Here is a 17869-nt window from a genome sequence, read left to right as displayed (position 1 = left end):
TTTTTTTGAACTAGTTTTTATTTATCGGGCTAATAATATCAACATCACTAAAAGCAATAGCACCTCTTATTACACCATCTATAGTGCTTTTTAAAGCTTCTATTAATTGCATTTTAAGTTGTGATTTATGATAAATTAAACTTACTTCCCTTGCAGGAGGAGGTGTTTCAAATTCTCTTAAATGTAGCTTGTCCTTATCATTTAAGTCAAGTGTATTTAAGTATGGTAATAAGGTCATTCCTAAACCATCTTTAGATAGTTTTATAAGCGTATCGAAACTTCCGCTTTCTAACTGAAAATGGTGCGCTGTATTTTTCTTATTAGCTCTACATAAATTGATAATACTATTTTTAAAACAATGACCATCTTCTAGTAATAAAATATCATCAAGCTCTAAATCTTCAACTTTTATCTTTTTTTGATCATATAATCTGTGTTCATTAGGTATTAAGCCTACAAAAGGTTCGTAGTATAAAACACGCTCTTTTATAGCTTCATTTTCTAGTGGAGTTGCGGCCAAAGCAGCATCGATATAACCATCGGTTAATTTTCTAACAATTTCTTCAGTAGTTAATTCTTCTATAATTAACTGAACCTTCGGATAGCTTTTACTAAATGTCTTTAAAAACATTGGTAATAGAGTTGGCATAACCGTTGGTATAATACCAAGTTTAAATTCACCACCTACAAATCCTTTTTGTTGATGAACAATATCTACAATACGATTGCTTTCATCAACAATAACCTTAGCTTGTTCAATAATTTTTTTACCAACCTCGGTTAACTCGATAGGTTTTTTAGAGCGGTTAAATATTTTAGCATCTAACTCGTCTTCTAGCTTTTGTATTTGCATACTTAAGGTAGGTTGCGTAACAAAACAATGCTCGGAAGCTACTGTAAAATTTTTATATTCAGCTACAGCCAGCGTATATTTTAACTGTGTGATTGTCATTGTATCAAATTTTTTGATAAAGATATTAAAACTATCAATAACAGTTATAGTTTTTGGGATTTATTTATGTCTAATTTTGAGGTATAGAAATAAGAACAATTAAAAATATAAATACAATGAACACAACTGTTTTAGGATTAGATAAGAACAAATCGATAGCTTTAGTAAAGGAATTAAATACTTTATTAGCGAATTTTCAAATATATTATCAAAATGTAAGAGGATTACATTGGAATATTAAAGGGAAAAACTTCTTTGAGTTACATGTTAAGTTCGAGGAGTTTTATACAGACTCTCAATTAAAGGTAGATTTAATTGCTGAAAGAATTTTAACATTACAAGGAACACCGTTGCATACATTTGATGATTATATAAAAGCAGCAAAAGTACCAGTAGGGAAAAATATAAGTAAAGATGTTGATGCAGTAGAATTAGTAGTTGAATCTTTAGCTGAATTATTAAAAATAGAAAGAGAAATTTTAGTGTTATCAGACAATGCAGATGATGAAGGAACAAATTCTATGATGAGTGACTTTATTGCTGAGCAAGAAAAAACAATATGGATGTTAAATGCTTGGTTAGGATAAGCCTAGTTAATTTAAGAATAAAAAGGTGCGCTAATTTAGCGCACCTTTTTATTTAGAATAATTCTATTTGTTTAAGTTCTCTTAATAAAATTTACATTTTAATGATGTGTTATTAAAATAGCATTGATATAAGTTTTACAAACGCGCCTTTAATTTGAGGAATTAAAAAAACTAAAAAATATTAAAATGAAAAATCTAAAATTAAGCGTATTAACATTATTAATTGCCTTTATTGGTTTAACTACATTTACTGCATGTCAGGATGGTGTTGACGGAGCAAACGGTATAGATGGAGTTGATGGGAGTAATGGAGCAGATGGTAATAATGGTAGTGATGCAACCGCTTCCTTAAATACTTCTAAAACTCCTAATTTTTTAAAAGTAAGAGGTGAGTTTGTAGGCTTAAAAATAACACCAATATTATCATCAGAAGATGTGATACCAAACTCGCCTGATTTTGTTTATGGATCTATGGCAGATGGTGCTGGATTATTGCCAGAATCAGATGGAACATTTACTTTAATTAATAATATAGAAGCAGATTATGCCATTGCTAGAATTAAACTAAATGAAAATTTAAAACCATTATCAGGAGAGTATATTTTAAATGCAAGTGCAACCGGAGAAACAGCGCAATGTTCTGGTTCTATGATTTCTCCAGAAGAGCATGGTTTTGGACCTTTGTATTTATCAGGTGGTGAATGGGGTGGAGCATCAAAAGGTGTTTTTGTAACAGATCCTTATAAGTCACCTACAGATGCAAGTGCAGGGAATATGTTACCAGCATTTGGGCAATGGTCTACAGAGAATGCTGTTGTAATTGGTAAAGATGCTTATTCAGATAAAACAGTTGCTTTTATTGGAGATGATAATTCGGATAATAATGTGCCATCGGGTCAATTAGGAATGTATGTCGGTGATAGAGGAGATTTAAATGGAGGTAAATTATATGGTTTAAAGGTAACATCTCCAGGTGTTACTTATGAAGTAGATATGGCCGAAGGAACGGAATATGATGTAGAGTTTGTAGAACTTGAAGAAAAAGAAATTAATGCCTTAGATACAGAATGTAAAACAAAAGGTGTTATGGGATTCTCTAGATTAGAAGATATTGATTGGAGAAGAGGTTCTGCAGCAAATAATAGAGAGATTTATTTTGCCGTAACCGGTCGTAATAAACCAGGTTTAGTAGGTAAAGGTTCTATTTTAGGTCGTGTTTATAAAGTGGTTTTAAATGATACAGATCCAACAGGAAACGCAAAAATTACCTGTGTGTTAGATGGAGATATTGTAGGAGGAAAAGCTGACGGATTTCACTCGCCTGATAATATTTTAGTTACCGAAAACTATGCTTATATTCAAGAAGATCCTAACGGATACGCATCTGTAAATCCAAATATTATAGGATATTCTAAATTATACCAATACAATTTAACAACCGGAGCTATAAAAACCGTGTTAGAGTGTGATCAAGAAAGAGCAGCTTCTTTAGGATACGGAACAACTTCAAGAAATTGGGAAATTACTGGAATGATTGATGTAACTGATATTGTAAATAATGGTAAGAACTCATTTTTAGTAATGACTCAAAATCATGGTTGGGAGCCTGCAGATGGAACATCATTCACAGATCCAAAAGCAAACCCTAATTTAGAAAATAGAAAAGAAGGTTCTGTTTTACATTTAATTACAGGTTTAGAAAGATAAAAAATGAAAGACTTCTTAAGTCAAGCTAAGACATACCTTTGTGTATGTCTTTTGCTTGTAATAGTATCGTGCAATCAAAAAACAGAGAAATACAAATCTGTTACGGTAATTTCTAGCAGTGTAAATAAATTATACCTAAACCAGCTATCTAATGCTATTAACAATTTAGATAGTATGAAAGCTAAATCAATTAAAGCGCAGCAAAAATATTATGTGCTAGCAAGAAAGCATTTTAAATTACTAGAGCCAATTTTAGCTTTTTCTGATAAGGATAACTATAAATCATTAAATGCACCAAATATAATTAGTGTTAAGGGAGAGACGAGTAATGATACAAGAGTTATAAAGCCGATAGGCTTTCAGGTTATAGAAGAGTCTCTTTATGATGAAAATATTGATCAAGCGGTTTTAAAAAGAGCTATACGCGTTACAAGCAACCGATTAAAATTAATAAGAAAAAATAGTATTCTTAAATTAAAAGACCATCATATTATATGGCTGTTAAGAGATCAAATTACCCGTGTAGCTGCAACGGGTATTACAGGTTTCGATTCGCCAGTTTTAAATCAATCCCTATTAGAAAGTTCATATACTTATGAAACAGTATTGAAAATTATTAAACTTAATGAGGGGAGGTTTAAATCAAAAGAATTATTAGTAAAGTTTGAAGAATCAATTATAAATGCTCAAAAATTTTTAAAACATGATTTTGATAGTTTTGATAGATTTAATTTTATAAAAAAGCACACGAATCTTCAATTAAAAATATTGGTTGAAATTCAAAAAGATTGGGATGTTAAGTTTCCTTTTGAAATGGCGTTATCTAATACGATGGAAACCTTATTTTCAGAAGAAGCATTAAATGTTAATTATTTTTCAGACCATTTAAGTGATACCACTCAATTGGCAAAAAAGATAATTTTAGGAAAGCAGTTATTTAACGATACATCGCTTTCTAAAGATTATAACATGGCTTGTGCAACTTGTCATGTTAAAGATTTAGCTTTTACAGATGGTAGAAGAGTATTTGATAAAAATCAAACAAGAAATACACCAACAGTAGCTTATTCAGCATATCAGAAAGGTTTTTTTATGGATGCCAGATCAGGAAGCTTAGAGGGGCAAGTTGTTGGAGTTGTAGAGAATCATAATGAGTTTAATATGTCGATGGATTCTGTTGTACAACGTGTGTTAAAAAATGAAAACTATAAAAAGTTAATAGCAAATTTATATGATAATAAACGAGTGAATTTTAATATTCGACATGCAATTGCTTCGTATATAAGAACTTTAAACACATTTAATTCTAAATTTGATAGAAATATTCGCGGAGAAGAAGAAACCTTAACAGTAGATGAACAAAAAGGCTTTAATTTGTTTGCAGGAAAGGCAATGTGTGCAACGTGTCATTTCGCACCTGTTTTTAACGGAACTGTTCCACCAAATTATAACGATACAGAATTAGAGTTTATTGGAGTTCCGATATCTGCAGATACTATAAATGGTGAAATTTCATCAGACTTAGGACGCTATAATCTATATAAAACACCAGAGCGTAAACATTTTTTTAAAACACCTACTATTAGAAATATAGTAAAAACAGCACCTTATATGCATAACGGTGTTTATGTAACTTTAGAGGAAGTGATGGATTTCTATAATAAAGGAGGCGGAGCAGGTTTGGGTATTCATAATGAATATCAGACCTTACCTTTTGATAATTTAAGTTTATCAGAAAAAGAAATAACTCAAGTTATCGATTTTATGAAAACACTTACCGATGAGTAATTGCTTAAAACAAATATTTTATTAAAATACGAATACTAACAAAGGCAATCAAAATAGCGGTTGCCTTTTTTAATTGAATCGGGCTAAAGAATATATGGCTCATTCTACTACCAATTTGCCCACCAAAAAACACTGTTACTAATAAAATAGAAGTTAAATTCCAATCAATTATAAAATTAGGGTTTATGTATTGACCAAACAAACCTGCAATAGAATTTACCAAAATAAAAACACTTGATGTAGCCGCTATTTTTTTTGGAACCTCCCAGTTTTTAAGGTGAAGAAAAGGAGCTAAAAAAATACCGCCACCTATTCCTACCATTCCAGAAATAAAACCAATAACACCACCATAAATAGCATTTTGGCTGCTGTTTATTTTGTTTTTTTGAACACTTAATGTGGTTTTTTTAGAAAACCACATGGTAATTGCAGCAATTAATAGCGTAATACCTAAAAGAATAAAAAAGATAGTTTGGTTTATTTTTAAAATTCCGCCTAAAAAAGCTAAGGGAACACTAAATAAAACCAGGGGAATTATTTTGTGCCAGTCAAGTAGTTTTTCTTTATGAAACAATAATACGTTACTAAAAACAACAACAATATTACATATTAATGCTGTTGATCTTATTTGTGTATAAGCAATACCGGTTAAAGCTAATACCGCTAAATAACTAGAGCCACCACCAAAACCAACAGAAGAGTATAGCATAGCGATAACAAAAAAAAGCAATATTATAAGCCAGTTTAAAGTAAAAGTATCAATTAAGAAATTCAATATTTTTAGTAAATTAATCCCTCAAAGATATTTTAAATTGTTGAGGTGTTAAAAGTTCATTCTTCTTAAAAAGGCGATTAAAATAACTTACATTGTTAAAGCCTGTTTTGTAGGCAATATCACAAATATTTTCATTAGGATTATTCTTAATTAACTTTTTCGCAAATTTAATTTTTTCAGAATTTATATAATCTACAGGTGTAATGCCTAAAGTACTTTTAAATTTCTTAAAAAAATGTGATTTACTCATACATGCTTTTTCAGATACTTCATCTAAAGTTAAGTTATTGTTGGTTAAGTTTTCTTTTATGTATTTTACAGCATAACCTATACGTGTATCATTAAATAGATCGTCAACATTATTTAAAATAAGTTTTCGAGCTTTGCTTTGTAGTAAACGAATAATTAATTCTTGAATCATTAAATCTAACAGTATATCCTTAGATTTTGTGTTTTTAATAAATGTATTAGTTAGCCTGTTTACTAATATATTTAGTTCATTATTATTGTTTAGATGAGATGTCTTTTTTTTAAAATCCCATTTGTCGTTTTCTCTTTCAATAACGGTATCTTCATTAAAATTATAAACAACCTCATTTATTTTATTTTGATCAATAACTAGGCCTAAGCATGACGTAGGATTATCTAAAGAAGCATCAGGAAAATCAATATTCATACTATTGTTTTCGGGTATAACTAAAGATTCACCAGGAACAAAAGAAAAAGGATTAGTTTTATCAAAATGCATAGTTTTTTTTCCTGTTAACATACTGGCAATAACAGTAGAGTCGAAATTTAAGAATACATTTTTAGTAGCTTCAAAGGTTTCAAATATATTTAATTCAGCATATTCAGAAGAGTAAATTGTTCTGTTTTCAATAAGTGTGGAGAGTTTCCTTTCTTTAAAATATTGGTGGTCTAAAGATATCATAGTTTTTGTTTTTCGAAGTGTAATATAGTACAATTATTTAAGATAATAGTTCAATTATTTTTATTTTTTTAACTGTAAATTTGATTATTGTTAAGAATTATTAAGCCTTAATTTTTTCACTGTTATAAAGAAAAAGAGTTCCCCCAGAAACTCTCTTTTTATTTAATTGCAATCAAAAAGAGAAAGAAAACTAGCATCTTAAAAAGTGCTAGTTTTTTTATTAGAACAAAGCAAGCTGTTGATTAAGTGTTTTTACGTAATTTAATAAAACCTTTTTTTAAACTGATAGCTTAGTTTTTAAGTAGTTCTTAGGTCAGTTAAAAAGATAATATTTATATAAAAGTTTAGTTTTTTGATGTTATCACCCCTTAAAAGAGAACAGTATTTTTTTGCTAAAAAATTGTTATTTTAAGTATAAATTATGTTTTTTTTTAATTGAAAAAAAAAGTATAAAATTTAAATTTGTTGTTTGTAATAAATACTTATGGAACAACCGGTCTCAATAGAAGAAAAATTAAAAGAAAGGGTTAAGGAATTAACTTGTTTGTATAACGTTAGCTCCTTAATAAGAAAAAGTAATTTTTCTGATACAGAAAACCTTCTAAGAGGAATTGCACTTAATCTAAAAGAATCTATCCGTTATCCTGACGCTGCTTTTGTAGAAATTCAAACGAATAAAAGCAGTATTGTAGAAGGAAAGCAAAACCAAGATGCTATTTTTATCGTTTCAGCAATAAAAGTATTCAGTGAAATTTTTGGGTCTATAAAAGTGGGGTACTCAAAGGTGAAGTTTTCTCAAAATGCTTTTTTAGAAGAAGAAGAGTTTTTACTTAATAAAATAGCTTCTGAAATAGGAGTTTTTTTTGAGCGTAAACAAATTAAAGAAAAAGAGATTCTTGCTAATAGACAAATAGAACGCATAGATAGGTTATCTATTTTAGGAGAAATTACCGCAGGAATAGCACATGAGTTAAACACACCTTTAGCTAATATTTTAGGTTTTACAGAGTTGCTAAAAGAGCGATATAAAACTGATGAGGTTGGAACAAAAGATTTACAAAAAGTAATAAATAGTGCTATTTATTCTAGAGAAGTTGTAAAGAAATTAATGTTTTTTTCTTGTGAGATGCCTCAGCAGATGGAGGTTATAAACTGTGTACCAATTATAAAGGAAGCTATTGGTTTGTTGAATCCAAATTTTATAAAAAAGAATATTAAAAGTGAATTATTTTTCAATAAAGAAAATATTCAGTTAAAAGCTGATAAAATTCAACTAACTCAAGTAGTTTTTAATTTAGTAATCAATGCAATTTATTTCTCGCCTGTTAACGGAAAAATTAAAATTTCTGTCGAAGAAAATAAAGAAAATATACAATTAAGTATATCAGATGAGGGAGTTGGAATTCCATTAAATTCAGCAGCAAATATTTTTAATCCTTTTTTTACAACAAAACCTATAGGGGAAGGTTCTGGTTTAGGATTAAGTGTTGTTCACGGAATTGTAAAAAGTCATAAAGGAGCTATAAAGCACCTACCTAACTTACCTAAAGGAACTATTTTTGTAATTAATTTTCCTAAAAAATAACAAATGCTACATAAAGAAAACATCTTGATTGTTGATGATGATATTCATATTTTAGAACTTATCCAACGTCATTTACAATCATTAAATTATCACGCCTACAAGGCGGTCTCAGTAAAAGAAGCATTGCAAATTTTAAAAGACCAGTCGATCGACTTGTTAATTACCGATTTACAAATGCCTGGAGTTGATGGCTTAGAATTGATAAAATACGTTTCAGAACATTTTCCTGAAATGCCTAAATTAGTAGTAACAGGTTTTCCATCAATTGATGGTGCATTAGAAGTTATGAAATCTGGCGCAGCAGATTATATTACGAAACCATTTACAAAAGAAGAATTAAAAACAGCGGTACTAAAGTCTTTAGAGCATGCTCCAGTAAAGATAAAACAGGTTAAAGTAACTAAAGAGCCAAAAGAAAACGCTTACGGAGAGTTAATAGGAAGTTCTCCTGCAATGCAAAAAGTTACAGATGTAATTGAACGACTTAAAAATAATAAAGCAACAGTTTTTGTTTCAGGAGAAAGTGGTACAGGTAAAGAGCTTGTGGCACGTTCTATACATTATATGGGTAAATTTTCTAAAGCACCTTTTGTAGCAGTAAACTGTGGTGCAATTCCAGAAAATTTGTTAGAGTCAGAGTTGTTTGGTTATGTAAAAGGCGCTTTTACAGGAGCAGATTCAAATAGAGCAGGTTTTTTTCAGGCAGCAAACAAAGGAACGTTGTTTTTAGATGAAATAGGAAATGCTTCCTTGGCTACACAATTACGTTTGTTAAGGGTATTACAAGAAAAAGAAATAGTAAGAGTAGGTTCTCAGAAAACAGAAAAAATAGATGTTAGAGTAATTGCAGCAACTAATATCGATTTACAAGAACTAATTAAAAAAGGAAAGTTTAGAGAAGATTTATATTACCGATTAACGGTAGTACAAATAGAGGTGCCTAAATTATCTGAACGAATTTCAGATATTCCTTTATTAGTAGAGAAGTTTCTTTTTAAATATGGAATAGAATACAAAGATCGATTTATAAAAATAAGTCTAGATGCTATAGAAATATTACAAAGGTATCATTGGCCAGGTAATATTAGAGAGTTAGAAAATGTAATTCAGCGTGCTGTAATTATGTGCGATAAATCAGTAGAAATAGTACATCTTCCAGATTATGTAAAATATCAAATAGACTTTCCTAAAAACCAAGAATTAATATCTTTAAAAGAACTTGAAAAAAATTATATCATTAAGGTTTTAGCCGCTACAAATAATAATAAAACTAAAGCGGCAGAGATTCTTAAAATAGATAGAAAAACACTTCGGGAAAAACTAAAATAAATATCGAGTAAAAAAGTATCAAGCGGGTAATTATCACCCGTTTTTTGTTTTTGTGGAAATAGAGTTTTAAAGTTTAAGTATTTGTTATATAGTGTTTTGAGTTTTTATTTTGTTTGATGGTGTTTTTTTGGTACACCTGTTGCCAATATAGTAACATATTCAAATATTATGATTTATGAACGCTTATAAAAGAAGTTTGTGTAGTACTTGTATTCATGTTAATTCTTGTAGTTTAATATCAAATAACGCTTTTATTTGGTCTTGTAGTGAGTTTGATCAAGAAGAAGCATCAAAAGGAAACATTGTTACTCTAACTGCTAAAGATTTTGATGAAATCGGCAGTAAAAAAGAATTAGAACTTATTTAATTAACAAAATGACTTTAACAAAAGAATTAAAACAGCAAAAGGAACCAAAGCAAGGAATGTTGCATAATGTTATGAAGCAGTTTGATGCTGCATCTGACTTGGTAAACTTAAACCCGAATATTAAAAAAATATTAGGGATCACCAATAACGAGTTAATTATTCATTTTCCCGTTCGTATGGATAACGGTAAGGTAGAAATTTTTAAAGGATATCGAGTGCAACATAACAATGCATTGGGGCCCTATAAAGGTGGATTAAGATATCATCCAACAATAGATATTGATGCTGTAAAAGCATTGGCAATGTGGATGACATGGAAAACTTCATTAACAGGTTTGCCTTATGGTGGTGCAAAAGGAGGGATTCAAATGGATCCTAAAAAATATTCTCAGTCAGAGTTAGAACGTATTACAAGGCGTTTTACGTATGCTTTGGGAGATAATATTGGTCCGGAGCATGATATTCCAGCTCCTGATGTAAATACCAATTCGCAAACTATGGCTTGGATTGCAGATACGTATATGTCTACAAAAGCACCAGCAGAAAGATCAAAAAATCAACATGTTGTTACCGGAAAACCAATTGGTTCGGGAGGCCTAGAAGGAAGGGATAGAGCAACAGGTTATGGAGTTTTCTTAAATATAAAATTTTGGGCAGAACAAAGAAGTTTAGATCTTACAGATAAAAAGTTTATCGTTCAAGGTTTTGGAAATGTAGGTTACTGGGCAGCGCATTTTCTAGAAAAAGAAGGAGCCATAATGGTTGGAGTTCAGGATGCTTTTGGTGCGATTACAAATTCAGACGGAATTAAAGTAAAAGCCTTATTTGAGTACACAAAGTTTAATAACGGAAGTGTTGTTGGATTTTTAAATACCGCAGAAGTAAATACTGAAGATTTTTTTGGTTTGGATTGTGATATTTGTATTCCAGCAGCTTTAGGTAATCAAATAACTAAAGATAATGCATCAAGAATAAAAGCTTTTTTAATTGCTGAAGGAGCAAATGGTCCTACAACTGTCGAAGCAGAAAAAATATTGTTAGAAAAGGGAGTAGAAATTATTCCAGATATTTTATGTAATTCTGGTGGTGTAATAGCAAGTTATTTTGAATGGTTACAGAACAGAAATGGTGAGTTATGGGAGCTAGATGAAATTATGGCGAGACTTGATAAAAAAATGAGAGAAGTTTTTATTAGAGTTTTAAATATGTCAGCAAGTAAAAAGCTAGATATGAGGTCTGCAGCATATGTAATAGCAATAGAGCGTATAGAAAGAGCTTATGTACAAAGAGGTATTTTTCCATAGAAAGGGCTTTGTGAAAGATTAGAATTTAGTGATTTAAATTAGGAATAATAAGATTATGGAATTAAATACTTATACAGATTACAATACCGAAACAGAGGTTATTCAGAGAAGAAGTTTTAGAGAGTTAGATATGTGGATTTCTCATGTAAGTTATTTAGCAAATGAGTGCGATAACTTAGCTAAAATAGCGTCTAATTTAATTAAAAAAAGAGATTTAAGAGATGAATTATTATTAATGCTTTTAGAAAACTCAAAGATTTTAACTCAACTATATAATGCTAGGAATGAAACTGAAAAACTTAATGAGTGTGATGACGTTGCATGTGAGTTGTTTTATTTAAATGAGCATGAAACTACAAGGTCATTATATTTAAAACATATTAAAAATTATAGGAAGGTTAAACAGCAAGTTTTATATAATCTCTTAACAGTATAACTTAATAAGTTTATTTATAGTAGAATAATGTAGAGTTTTTAACTAAAAACACCGTATAGCAATTGTCTATTATGGTGTTTTTTTTGATAAAATAACTATACCGTAAAGAATTTAATAAGGTAAAATTTAGCGTCGTATCTTGCACAAAATTGTACACAATGAAATAAGTAATTAAAAAATGATATTATTTCATTAATTCAGCAAGTTCAGCAAAAGATTATAACGTATTATGAGTATTGTAAATATTAGAACATATCTAGAGAAATCACTTATAATTAATGATAGTGACTGGGATTTTTTTACATCTAAATTAAAATCGAGGAGTGTAAAAAAACGTACAAGACTTTTAGAGTTAGGTGCCATAGAAAAACATATATCTTTTCTAGATAAAGGAATAGTTAGGTTTTTTATTCCAAATGATGATAAAGAAAAAGAAACAACTTTTGGTTTTTGTTTTAACAATGAGTTTGTAAGCGCTTATGATTCTTTTTTAACACAATCGCCTTCATTATATGAGCTAGAAACACTTACAGATGTAGAAATGTGGAGCATGTCTTATGAAGATTTGCAAGCGGTTTATAAAGAAACAAGTATAGGAAACACATTAGGGCGCCTATCTTCTGAACGTTTATTTTTAATAAAATCTAAAAGAGAGCAATCTTTATTAAACGAAACAGCAGAAGAACGTTACCTTAATTTATTTGATGAACGCCCAAAGCTAATTAAAGAAATTCCACTAAAATATATTGCCTCATATATAGGTGTTACAGCCCAGGCTTTAAGCCGAATTAGAAGGCGAATTACTTAACTTAAGTTCATTTTTTTTACCACACTAAAATCAGTTCTTTGTAGGCTAAATATACAAGAATGACAATAGTAATTTTCATAATAATTTTATGGTATTCAGGTTTATTTTTTCAAACCTTCTTTTTACATAGATATTCAGCACATCAAACCTTTAAAATGTCGAATTTTGGAGAAAAAGTTTGTTTCTTTTTAACTTGGTTAACACAAGGCTCTAATTACTTAAGTGCTTATGGTTACGGGGTAATGCACCGAATGCATCATGCGTATGCTGATACAGAAAAAGACCCACATTCACCTAAATATGATGAAAATCTGTTTAAAATGATGTGGCGTACTAAAAACATCTATCAAGATATCAATAATCAAAGAGTCGCAATTGAAGCAAAATTCACTAAAAATGTACCACAATGGAAAAGCTTTGACAACTTCGCAAGTTCAAAAATTTCTAGATTAACTTGGGGTGCTTTATATGTTGCATTCTTTATGTTTTTTGCAACAGCTTGGTGGCAATGGTTGCTTTTGCCAGTAGCTTTTTTTATGGCGCCAATACACGGCGTAATTATTAACTGGTTTGCACACATTTATGGGTATGTAAATTTTAAAGTAAGCGACACTTCTAAAAACTTATTACCATTCGATTTTTTAATGATGGGAGAAGGGTATCATAACAATCACCATGCTAATGGTGGTCGTGCTAATTTCGGTGGTGTAAGATGGCACGAAATTGATGTAACTTATTGTATTATGGTGGTTTTAGATAAGGTAAAATTAATCAAGCTTAAATAAAGAGTACTTTTAAATTGTGTTTTGTAATTGTGTCATATTTACTATCTATGGCATATGTTTTGACGATAAATAGTATCTTCAATAAAAAAATATGCAGCAATATACATCATCAAAAGAAAACAAAAAGAAACCTAAAGTATCAATAGGAAAAGCATTTAAAACGATTATTTGGCCCCGTAAAAACTTGGTTTTAATAGGTTTGGTTTTAATTGTAATAAGTAGGTTGGCAAGCTTGGTAGCTCCGTTAAAAATTAAATCATTGTTAGATGATATAATTCCTAATAAAGATTACAATGCACTTTATAGTTTATTATTTGTTGTTGGAACAGCGATTTTAATACAAGCGGTAACGTCATTTTTACTAACACGTATTTTAAGTGTACAAGCACAATATTTAATTTCAGAATTGCGTGCAAAAGTGCAAAAGAAAGTATTGTCTTTACCAATTAGTTTTTTTGATAATACAAAATCGGGCGCATTAGTTTCTCGAATTATGAGTGATGTTGAAGGTGTGCGTAATTTAATAGGAACAGGATTGGTGCAATTAGTAGGAGGAACAATAACAGCTGTAATTTCTTTAATTTTATTGATAAACATAAGTTGGTCAATGACATTGTTTGTGTTGATTCCTGTAGTTGTTTTCGGATTAGTTGCTTTAAAAGCTTTTAAGTATATCAGACCCATATTTAGAAATCGAGGTGTAATTAATGCTGAGGTAAAAGGGCGTTTAACAGAAACGTTGGCTGGTGTAAGAGTTATAAAAGCATTCAACGCAGAGCAACAAGAAAACGAATCTTTTGAAAAAGGGGTAGCTCTTTTATTTCAAAACGTAAAAAAGAGTTTAACTGCAACGGCAATAATGACAAGTTCATCAACTTTCTTATTAGGAATTGCGTCTACAGGAATAATGGGAATTGGTGGTTACAAAATTATGGTTGGAGAATTAACCGTGGGTGATTTCTTATCATTTACATTTTTATTAGGTTTAATGATTGCACCTATTGTACAAATGAGTAATATCGGAAGTCAATTAACTGAAGCTTTAGCAGGTTTAGATAGAACCGAAGAGTTGATGAACATGGAAGCTGAAGAAGATAATGAAGAAAGAGTTATTGAGTTAGATAATGTTGAAGGAGCGTTAGTTTTTGATGATGTTTCTTTTTCTTATGAAGAAGGTAAGCAAGTACTAAACAATATCAGTTTTCAGGTGCCTAAAGGAACAGTAACCGCTTTGGTTGGGAGTTCTGGGTCAGGAAAATCGACCATTGCAGGATTGTCAGCAACTTTTTTAAATCCGAAATCAGGAACAGTAACGATTGACAATCATGACATGTCAAAAGTTAAATTAAATAGTTACCGAAAACATTTAGGAGTTGTTTTACAAGATGAGTTTTTGTTTGAAGGAACTATTAGAGAAAATATTTTATTTCCAAGGCCAGATGCAACGGAGCAAGAATTACAAAATGCAGTAAAAGCAGCGTATGTAAATGAATTCACCGATCGTTTTGATGATGGATTAAATACATTAATAGGTGAAAGAGGTGTAAAGCTTTCTGGTGGGCAACGTCAACGTTTGGCAATTGCAAGAGCTATTTTAGCAAATCCGAAAATTATTATTTTAGATGAAGCAACTTCTAGCTTAGATACCGAAAGTGAAGCGTTGATTCAAAAAAGTTTATCAGAATTAATAAAAGAAAGAACAACTATTGTAATTGCGCATAGATTAAGCACGATTAAACAAGCAGATCAAATATTAGTGATTGAAGCTGGTTCGATAGTAGAACGAGGCACACATGATGAGTTGATAAAGAAACAAGGAAGATATTTTGAGTTGTACACTTATCAATCAAAAATTTAAAAGCCATTAATAATAAACTAATAAAATAAAAACATCCGAATTCGGATGCTTTTTTATTTTATAAATTCATAGAAGTTGTGTAAGTTTACTGTTCTTACTCGACTGTATTTTATAGTAATAAAACATCCATAAAAAAATGAGAAAAGTAGTCTTATTAATAGTAATTGCAGTAGTTTCTATTGCTTGTAAAAATGAAGCAAAAAAGGAAGTTGTACAAAAAGAAACAATTTCAGAAAAATACCCAAAAGCTTTGGCAGCTGTTTTTGATAAACATGGAGGTATTGATAATTGGCAAAAAATGAAAACATTGTCGTATACTTTAAAAAATGAAGAGCATACTACGGATTTACATTCACGAAAAACAGTTATAAATGCTAAAGAGTATTCATTAGGCTTTGATGGTAAAGATGTTTGGGTTTCAGATACTTCGGTTTATAAGAAAGATGCTAAGTTTTATTATAACTTATATTTCTATTTTTATACAATGCCTTTTGTTTTGGCAGATGACGGAATTGTGTATTCAGAAACAAAACCATTAGAGTTTGAAGGAAAAAAATATCCAGGGTTTAAAATTTCATACAATGAAAATGTAGGTTCATCGCCAGATGATAATTATTTTATTTATTATGATGAAACTACCAATGAAATGAGTTGGTTAGCTTATACGGTTACGTATCATAGTAAAAAAGTATCAAATAAAAAGAGTATTATTAGATATAACGATTGGCAAAACGTTAACGGGTTTTTATTACCTAAGTCTTTAACTTGGTATAAGAAACACGAAAATGGTAATCCTACTGAGCCAGCAAGAGAACCTACCAAATTTGTATTACCTTTATTAAGTGAAGCATCATTTGATGCTGACTTTTATGTAAAACCAACAAAATAAATGGATTCACAAAAATATACTTGGAAAAAAGAATACACTGCAGTATTAATAGCAAACGTAGTCTATATCGCAATATTTTATATTATTACAAACTTATATACTAACTAAGAATATGCAGGTAATCGATTGGATTGTACTTTCGTTAACATTATCGTTTATTGTTTTTTACGGAGTTTGGAAAACTAGAGGGAGAAAAAACGCTGAAGATTATATTAAAGGAGGAAGTGATAGTAAATGGTGGACGATTGGTTTGTCGGTAATGGCAACACAAGCAAGTGCCATCACGTTTTTATCTACGCCAGGACAGGCATTTCATAGCGGAATGGGGTTTGTACAATTTTACTTCGGATTGCCAATTGCTATGGTTATTATCTGTTTGGTATTTATTCCTATTTATCATCGATTAAAAGTATATACAGCATACGAGTATTTAGAAGGTCGTTTTGATAGAAAAACAAGAACTTTAACCGCTATACTATTTTTAATACAAAGAGGACTAGCAGCAGGAATTACCATTTTTGCGCCTGCTATTATTTTGTCAGCCGTATTAGGATGGGATTTAATTACATTAAATATAATTATTGGTTTTTTGGTAATTATTTATACTGTTTCTGGCGGAACAAAAGCCGTAAGTGTTACTCAGAAACAACAAATGGCAGTAATTTTTGCAGGAATGTTTATTGCGTTTTATTTGATATTACAATATTTACCTGACGGAATTACCTTTACAAAAGCGTTAGAAATTGCAGGAGCATCTGATAAAATGAAAGTTATAGATTTCTCGTGGGATTTAAACAATCGTTATACTGTATGGACAGGTATTTTAGGAGGGACTTTCTTAATGCTTTCTTATTTCGGAACCGATCAGAGTCAAGTACAACGATATTTATCAGGAAAATCTGTTCGAGAGAGTCAATTAGGATTAATTTTTAACGGATTATTAAAAGTGCCAATGCAGTTTTTTATCTTATTGGTTGGGGTAATGGTATTTGTTTTTTATCAATTTAATACATCTCCTTTAAATTTTAATCCGAAAGCCAGTGAAGTTGTTGAAAACTCTCAATATGCCTCAGAATACAAGGTTTTAGGAGAGAAACATATCCAGATAGAAAATCAAAAGAAAGCTTTAATTTTTGAAGGTTTAACGGATGCGAATAAAAAACAATTACAAGCGTTAAACGAGCAAGATAAATCAATAAAAAAGCAAGCTAAAGCAATAATTACAAAAGCAGATGCTTTAGTAGAAACGAATGATAAAGATTATGTTTTTATTCATTTTATTTTACACAATTTACCAAAAGGTTTAATCGGCTTATTGTTAGCGGTAATTTTATCGGCAGCAATGTCATCAACAGCATCTGAGTTAAATGCGTTGGCATCAACCACTGTTATCGATTTATATAAAAGAAATCAAAAGAAGGATAGGAGTGAAGAGCATTATGTAAAAATGACCAAATGGTTTACTTTAGGATGGGGGCTTTTAGCAATTTCCGTTGCTTGTGTCGCCAATTTATTCGACAACCTTATTCAGTTAGTTAATATTATCGGTTCTATTTTCTACGGAAATGTATTAGGAATATTCTTGTTAGCATTCTTCTTTAAGTTTGTAAAATCGAACGCGGTTTTTATTGCTGCTATTATCACTCAGTTAATTATTATTTATGTTTGGAAAGCAGATTGGTTACCTTTCTTATGGTTGAATGCTTTGGGTTGCGGATTGGTAATTTTAATAGCTTCTTTATTACAACCATTTTTAAATAAGAAATAA

The 17869-nt window shown here is 30.2% G+C and carries 16 protein-coding genes; 13 read left to right on the top strand and 3 right to left on the bottom strand.

What is annotated here, in order from left to right:
* Positions 1-10: 10 nt before the first annotated feature.
* A complete protein-coding gene (locus RRF68_RS04485) occupies positions 11-952 on the bottom strand; it encodes a LysR family transcriptional regulator (RefSeq protein WP_315945145.1) in 942 nt (313 codons plus the stop codon).
* Between the two features lie 116 nt (positions 953-1068).
* On the opposite strand from RRF68_RS04485, the gene RRF68_RS04480 reads away from it, so the two are divergent.
* From RRF68_RS04480 to RRF68_RS04470, 3 genes are all read left to right on the top strand, one after another.
* Positions 1069-1539 carry a Dps family protein gene (locus RRF68_RS04480; RefSeq protein ID WP_315945144.1) on the top strand — a complete coding sequence of 157 codons (471 nt, stop codon included), beginning with the start codon at positions 1069-1071 and terminating at the stop codon, positions 1537-1539.
* A gap of 186 nt (positions 1540-1725) precedes the next feature.
* Entirely contained in the window at positions 1726-3246 is a 1521-nt protein-coding gene (locus tag RRF68_RS04475; protein ID WP_315945143.1) for a phosphatase, read from the top strand.
* Positions 3247-3420: 174 nt separating this feature from the next.
* A complete protein-coding gene (locus tag RRF68_RS04470) occupies positions 3421-5034 on the top strand; it encodes a cytochrome-c peroxidase (protein WP_315945142.1) in 1614 nt (537 codons plus the stop codon).
* Between the two features lie 4 nt (positions 5035-5038).
* Here RRF68_RS04470 and RRF68_RS04465 read toward each other — a convergent pair whose 3' ends face one another.
* Positions 5039-5809, bottom strand: coding sequence for a sulfite exporter TauE/SafE family protein (locus RRF68_RS04465; protein ID WP_315945141.1), 771 nt, complete (start codon positions 5807-5809; stop codon positions 5039-5041).
* A 13-nt stretch (positions 5810-5822) separates the two neighbouring features.
* Complete coding sequence (locus tag RRF68_RS04460; protein WP_315945140.1) at positions 5823-6740, bottom strand: AraC family transcriptional regulator N-terminal domain-containing protein; 918 nt, start codon at positions 6738-6740, stop codon at positions 5823-5825.
* Positions 6741-7224: 484 nt separating this feature from the next.
* Here RRF68_RS04460 and RRF68_RS04455 point away from each other — a divergent pair, with 484 nt between their 5' ends.
* The 10 genes from RRF68_RS04455 (at position 7225) to RRF68_RS04410 (ending at position 17869) form a co-directional block, all read left to right on the top strand.
* Positions 7225-8325 (top strand): HAMP domain-containing sensor histidine kinase, encoded by a 1101-nt coding sequence (locus RRF68_RS04455; protein ID WP_315945139.1) that lies wholly within the window; start codon positions 7225-7227, stop codon positions 8323-8325.
* A 3-nt stretch (positions 8326-8328) separates the two neighbouring features.
* Positions 8329-9654 (top strand): sigma-54 dependent transcriptional regulator, encoded by a 1326-nt coding sequence (locus RRF68_RS04450; protein WP_315945138.1) that lies wholly within the window; start codon positions 8329-8331, stop codon positions 9652-9654.
* Positions 9655-9829: 175 nt separating this feature from the next.
* A complete protein-coding gene (locus RRF68_RS04445; protein ID WP_315945137.1) occupies positions 9830-10021 on the top strand; it encodes a hypothetical protein in 192 nt (63 codons plus the stop codon).
* Positions 10022-10029: 8 nt separating this feature from the next.
* On the top strand, positions 10030-11325 hold the full coding sequence (locus tag RRF68_RS04440; RefSeq protein WP_315945136.1) for a Glu/Leu/Phe/Val dehydrogenase: 1296 nt from the start codon (positions 10030-10032) through the stop codon (positions 11323-11325).
* 55 nt (positions 11326-11380) lie between these two features.
* The gene (locus RRF68_RS04435; RefSeq protein WP_218773273.1) at positions 11381-11761 is read left to right on the top strand and encodes a hypothetical protein; all 381 of its coding nucleotides are present in this window, start codon (positions 11381-11383) and stop codon (positions 11759-11761) included.
* Between the two features lie 235 nt (positions 11762-11996).
* Positions 11997-12569 carry a Crp/Fnr family transcriptional regulator gene (locus RRF68_RS04430; RefSeq protein ID WP_315945359.1) on the top strand — a complete coding sequence of 191 codons (573 nt, stop codon included), beginning with the start codon at positions 11997-11999 and terminating at the stop codon, positions 12567-12569.
* Between the two features lie 59 nt (positions 12570-12628).
* Positions 12629-13354, top strand: a complete 726-nt coding sequence (locus tag RRF68_RS04425) for an acyl-CoA desaturase (protein ID WP_218773272.1) — start codon at positions 12629-12631, stop codon at positions 13352-13354.
* A gap of 91 nt (positions 13355-13445) precedes the next feature.
* Positions 13446-15212, top strand: coding sequence for an ABC transporter ATP-binding protein (locus tag RRF68_RS04420; RefSeq protein WP_218773271.1), 1767 nt, complete (start codon positions 13446-13448; stop codon positions 15210-15212).
* Positions 15213-15348: 136 nt separating this feature from the next.
* Positions 15349-16101, top strand: coding sequence for a DUF6503 family protein (locus tag RRF68_RS04415; protein WP_315945135.1), 753 nt, complete (start codon positions 15349-15351; stop codon positions 16099-16101).
* A 112-nt stretch (positions 16102-16213) separates the two neighbouring features.
* Positions 16214-17869 (top strand): sodium:solute symporter, encoded by a 1656-nt coding sequence (locus tag RRF68_RS04410; RefSeq protein WP_315945134.1) that lies wholly within the window; start codon positions 16214-16216, stop codon positions 17867-17869.

The sequence above is a fragment of the Tenacibaculum sp. HL-MS23 genome (assembly GCF_032463465.1).
Classification (GTDB): Bacteria; Bacteroidota; Bacteroidia; order Flavobacteriales; family Flavobacteriaceae; genus Polaribacter; species Polaribacter bernardetii.
The sequence above is the reverse complement of the archived record's forward strand: the minus strand, read 5'-3'. Positions and strand labels throughout refer to the sequence as shown.

Bases quoted from the DNA above. Each gene is read 5' to 3' on its own strand.
- RRF68_RS04485 (WP_315945145.1), bottom strand. From the start codon at position 952: ATGACAATCACACAGTTAAAATATACGCTGGCTGTAGCTGAATATAAA.
- RRF68_RS04480 (WP_315945144.1), top strand. From the start codon at position 1,069: ATGAACACAACTGTTTTAGGATTAGATAAGAACAAATCGATAGCTTTA.
- RRF68_RS04475 (WP_315945143.1), top strand. From the start codon at position 1,726: ATGAAAAATCTAAAATTAAGCGTATTAACATTATTAATTGCCTTTATT.
- RRF68_RS04470 (WP_315945142.1), top strand. From the start codon at position 3,421: ATGAAAGCTAAATCAATTAAAGCGCAGCAAAAATATTATGTGCTAGCA.
- RRF68_RS04460 (WP_315945140.1), bottom strand. From the start codon at position 6,740: ATGATATCTTTAGACCACCAATATTTTAAAGAAAGGAAACTCTCCACA.
- RRF68_RS04455 (WP_315945139.1), top strand. From the start codon at position 7,225: ATGGAACAACCGGTCTCAATAGAAGAAAAATTAAAAGAAAGGGTTAAG.
- RRF68_RS04450 (WP_315945138.1), top strand. From the start codon at position 8,329: ATGCTACATAAAGAAAACATCTTGATTGTTGATGATGATATTCATATT.
- RRF68_RS04445 (WP_315945137.1), top strand. From the start codon at position 9,830: ATGAACGCTTATAAAAGAAGTTTGTGTAGTACTTGTATTCATGTTAAT.
- RRF68_RS04440 (WP_315945136.1), top strand. From the start codon at position 10,030: ATGACTTTAACAAAAGAATTAAAACAGCAAAAGGAACCAAAGCAAGGA.
- RRF68_RS04435 (WP_218773273.1), top strand. From the start codon at position 11,381: ATGGAATTAAATACTTATACAGATTACAATACCGAAACAGAGGTTATT.
- RRF68_RS04425 (WP_218773272.1), top strand. From the start codon at position 12,629: ATGACAATAGTAATTTTCATAATAATTTTATGGTATTCAGGTTTATTT.
- RRF68_RS04420 (WP_218773271.1), top strand. From the start codon at position 13,446: ATGCAGCAATATACATCATCAAAAGAAAACAAAAAGAAACCTAAAGTA.
- RRF68_RS04415 (WP_315945135.1), top strand. From the start codon at position 15,349: ATGAGAAAAGTAGTCTTATTAATAGTAATTGCAGTAGTTTCTATTGCT.
- RRF68_RS04410 (WP_315945134.1), top strand. From the start codon at position 16,214: ATGCAGGTAATCGATTGGATTGTACTTTCGTTAACATTATCGTTTATT.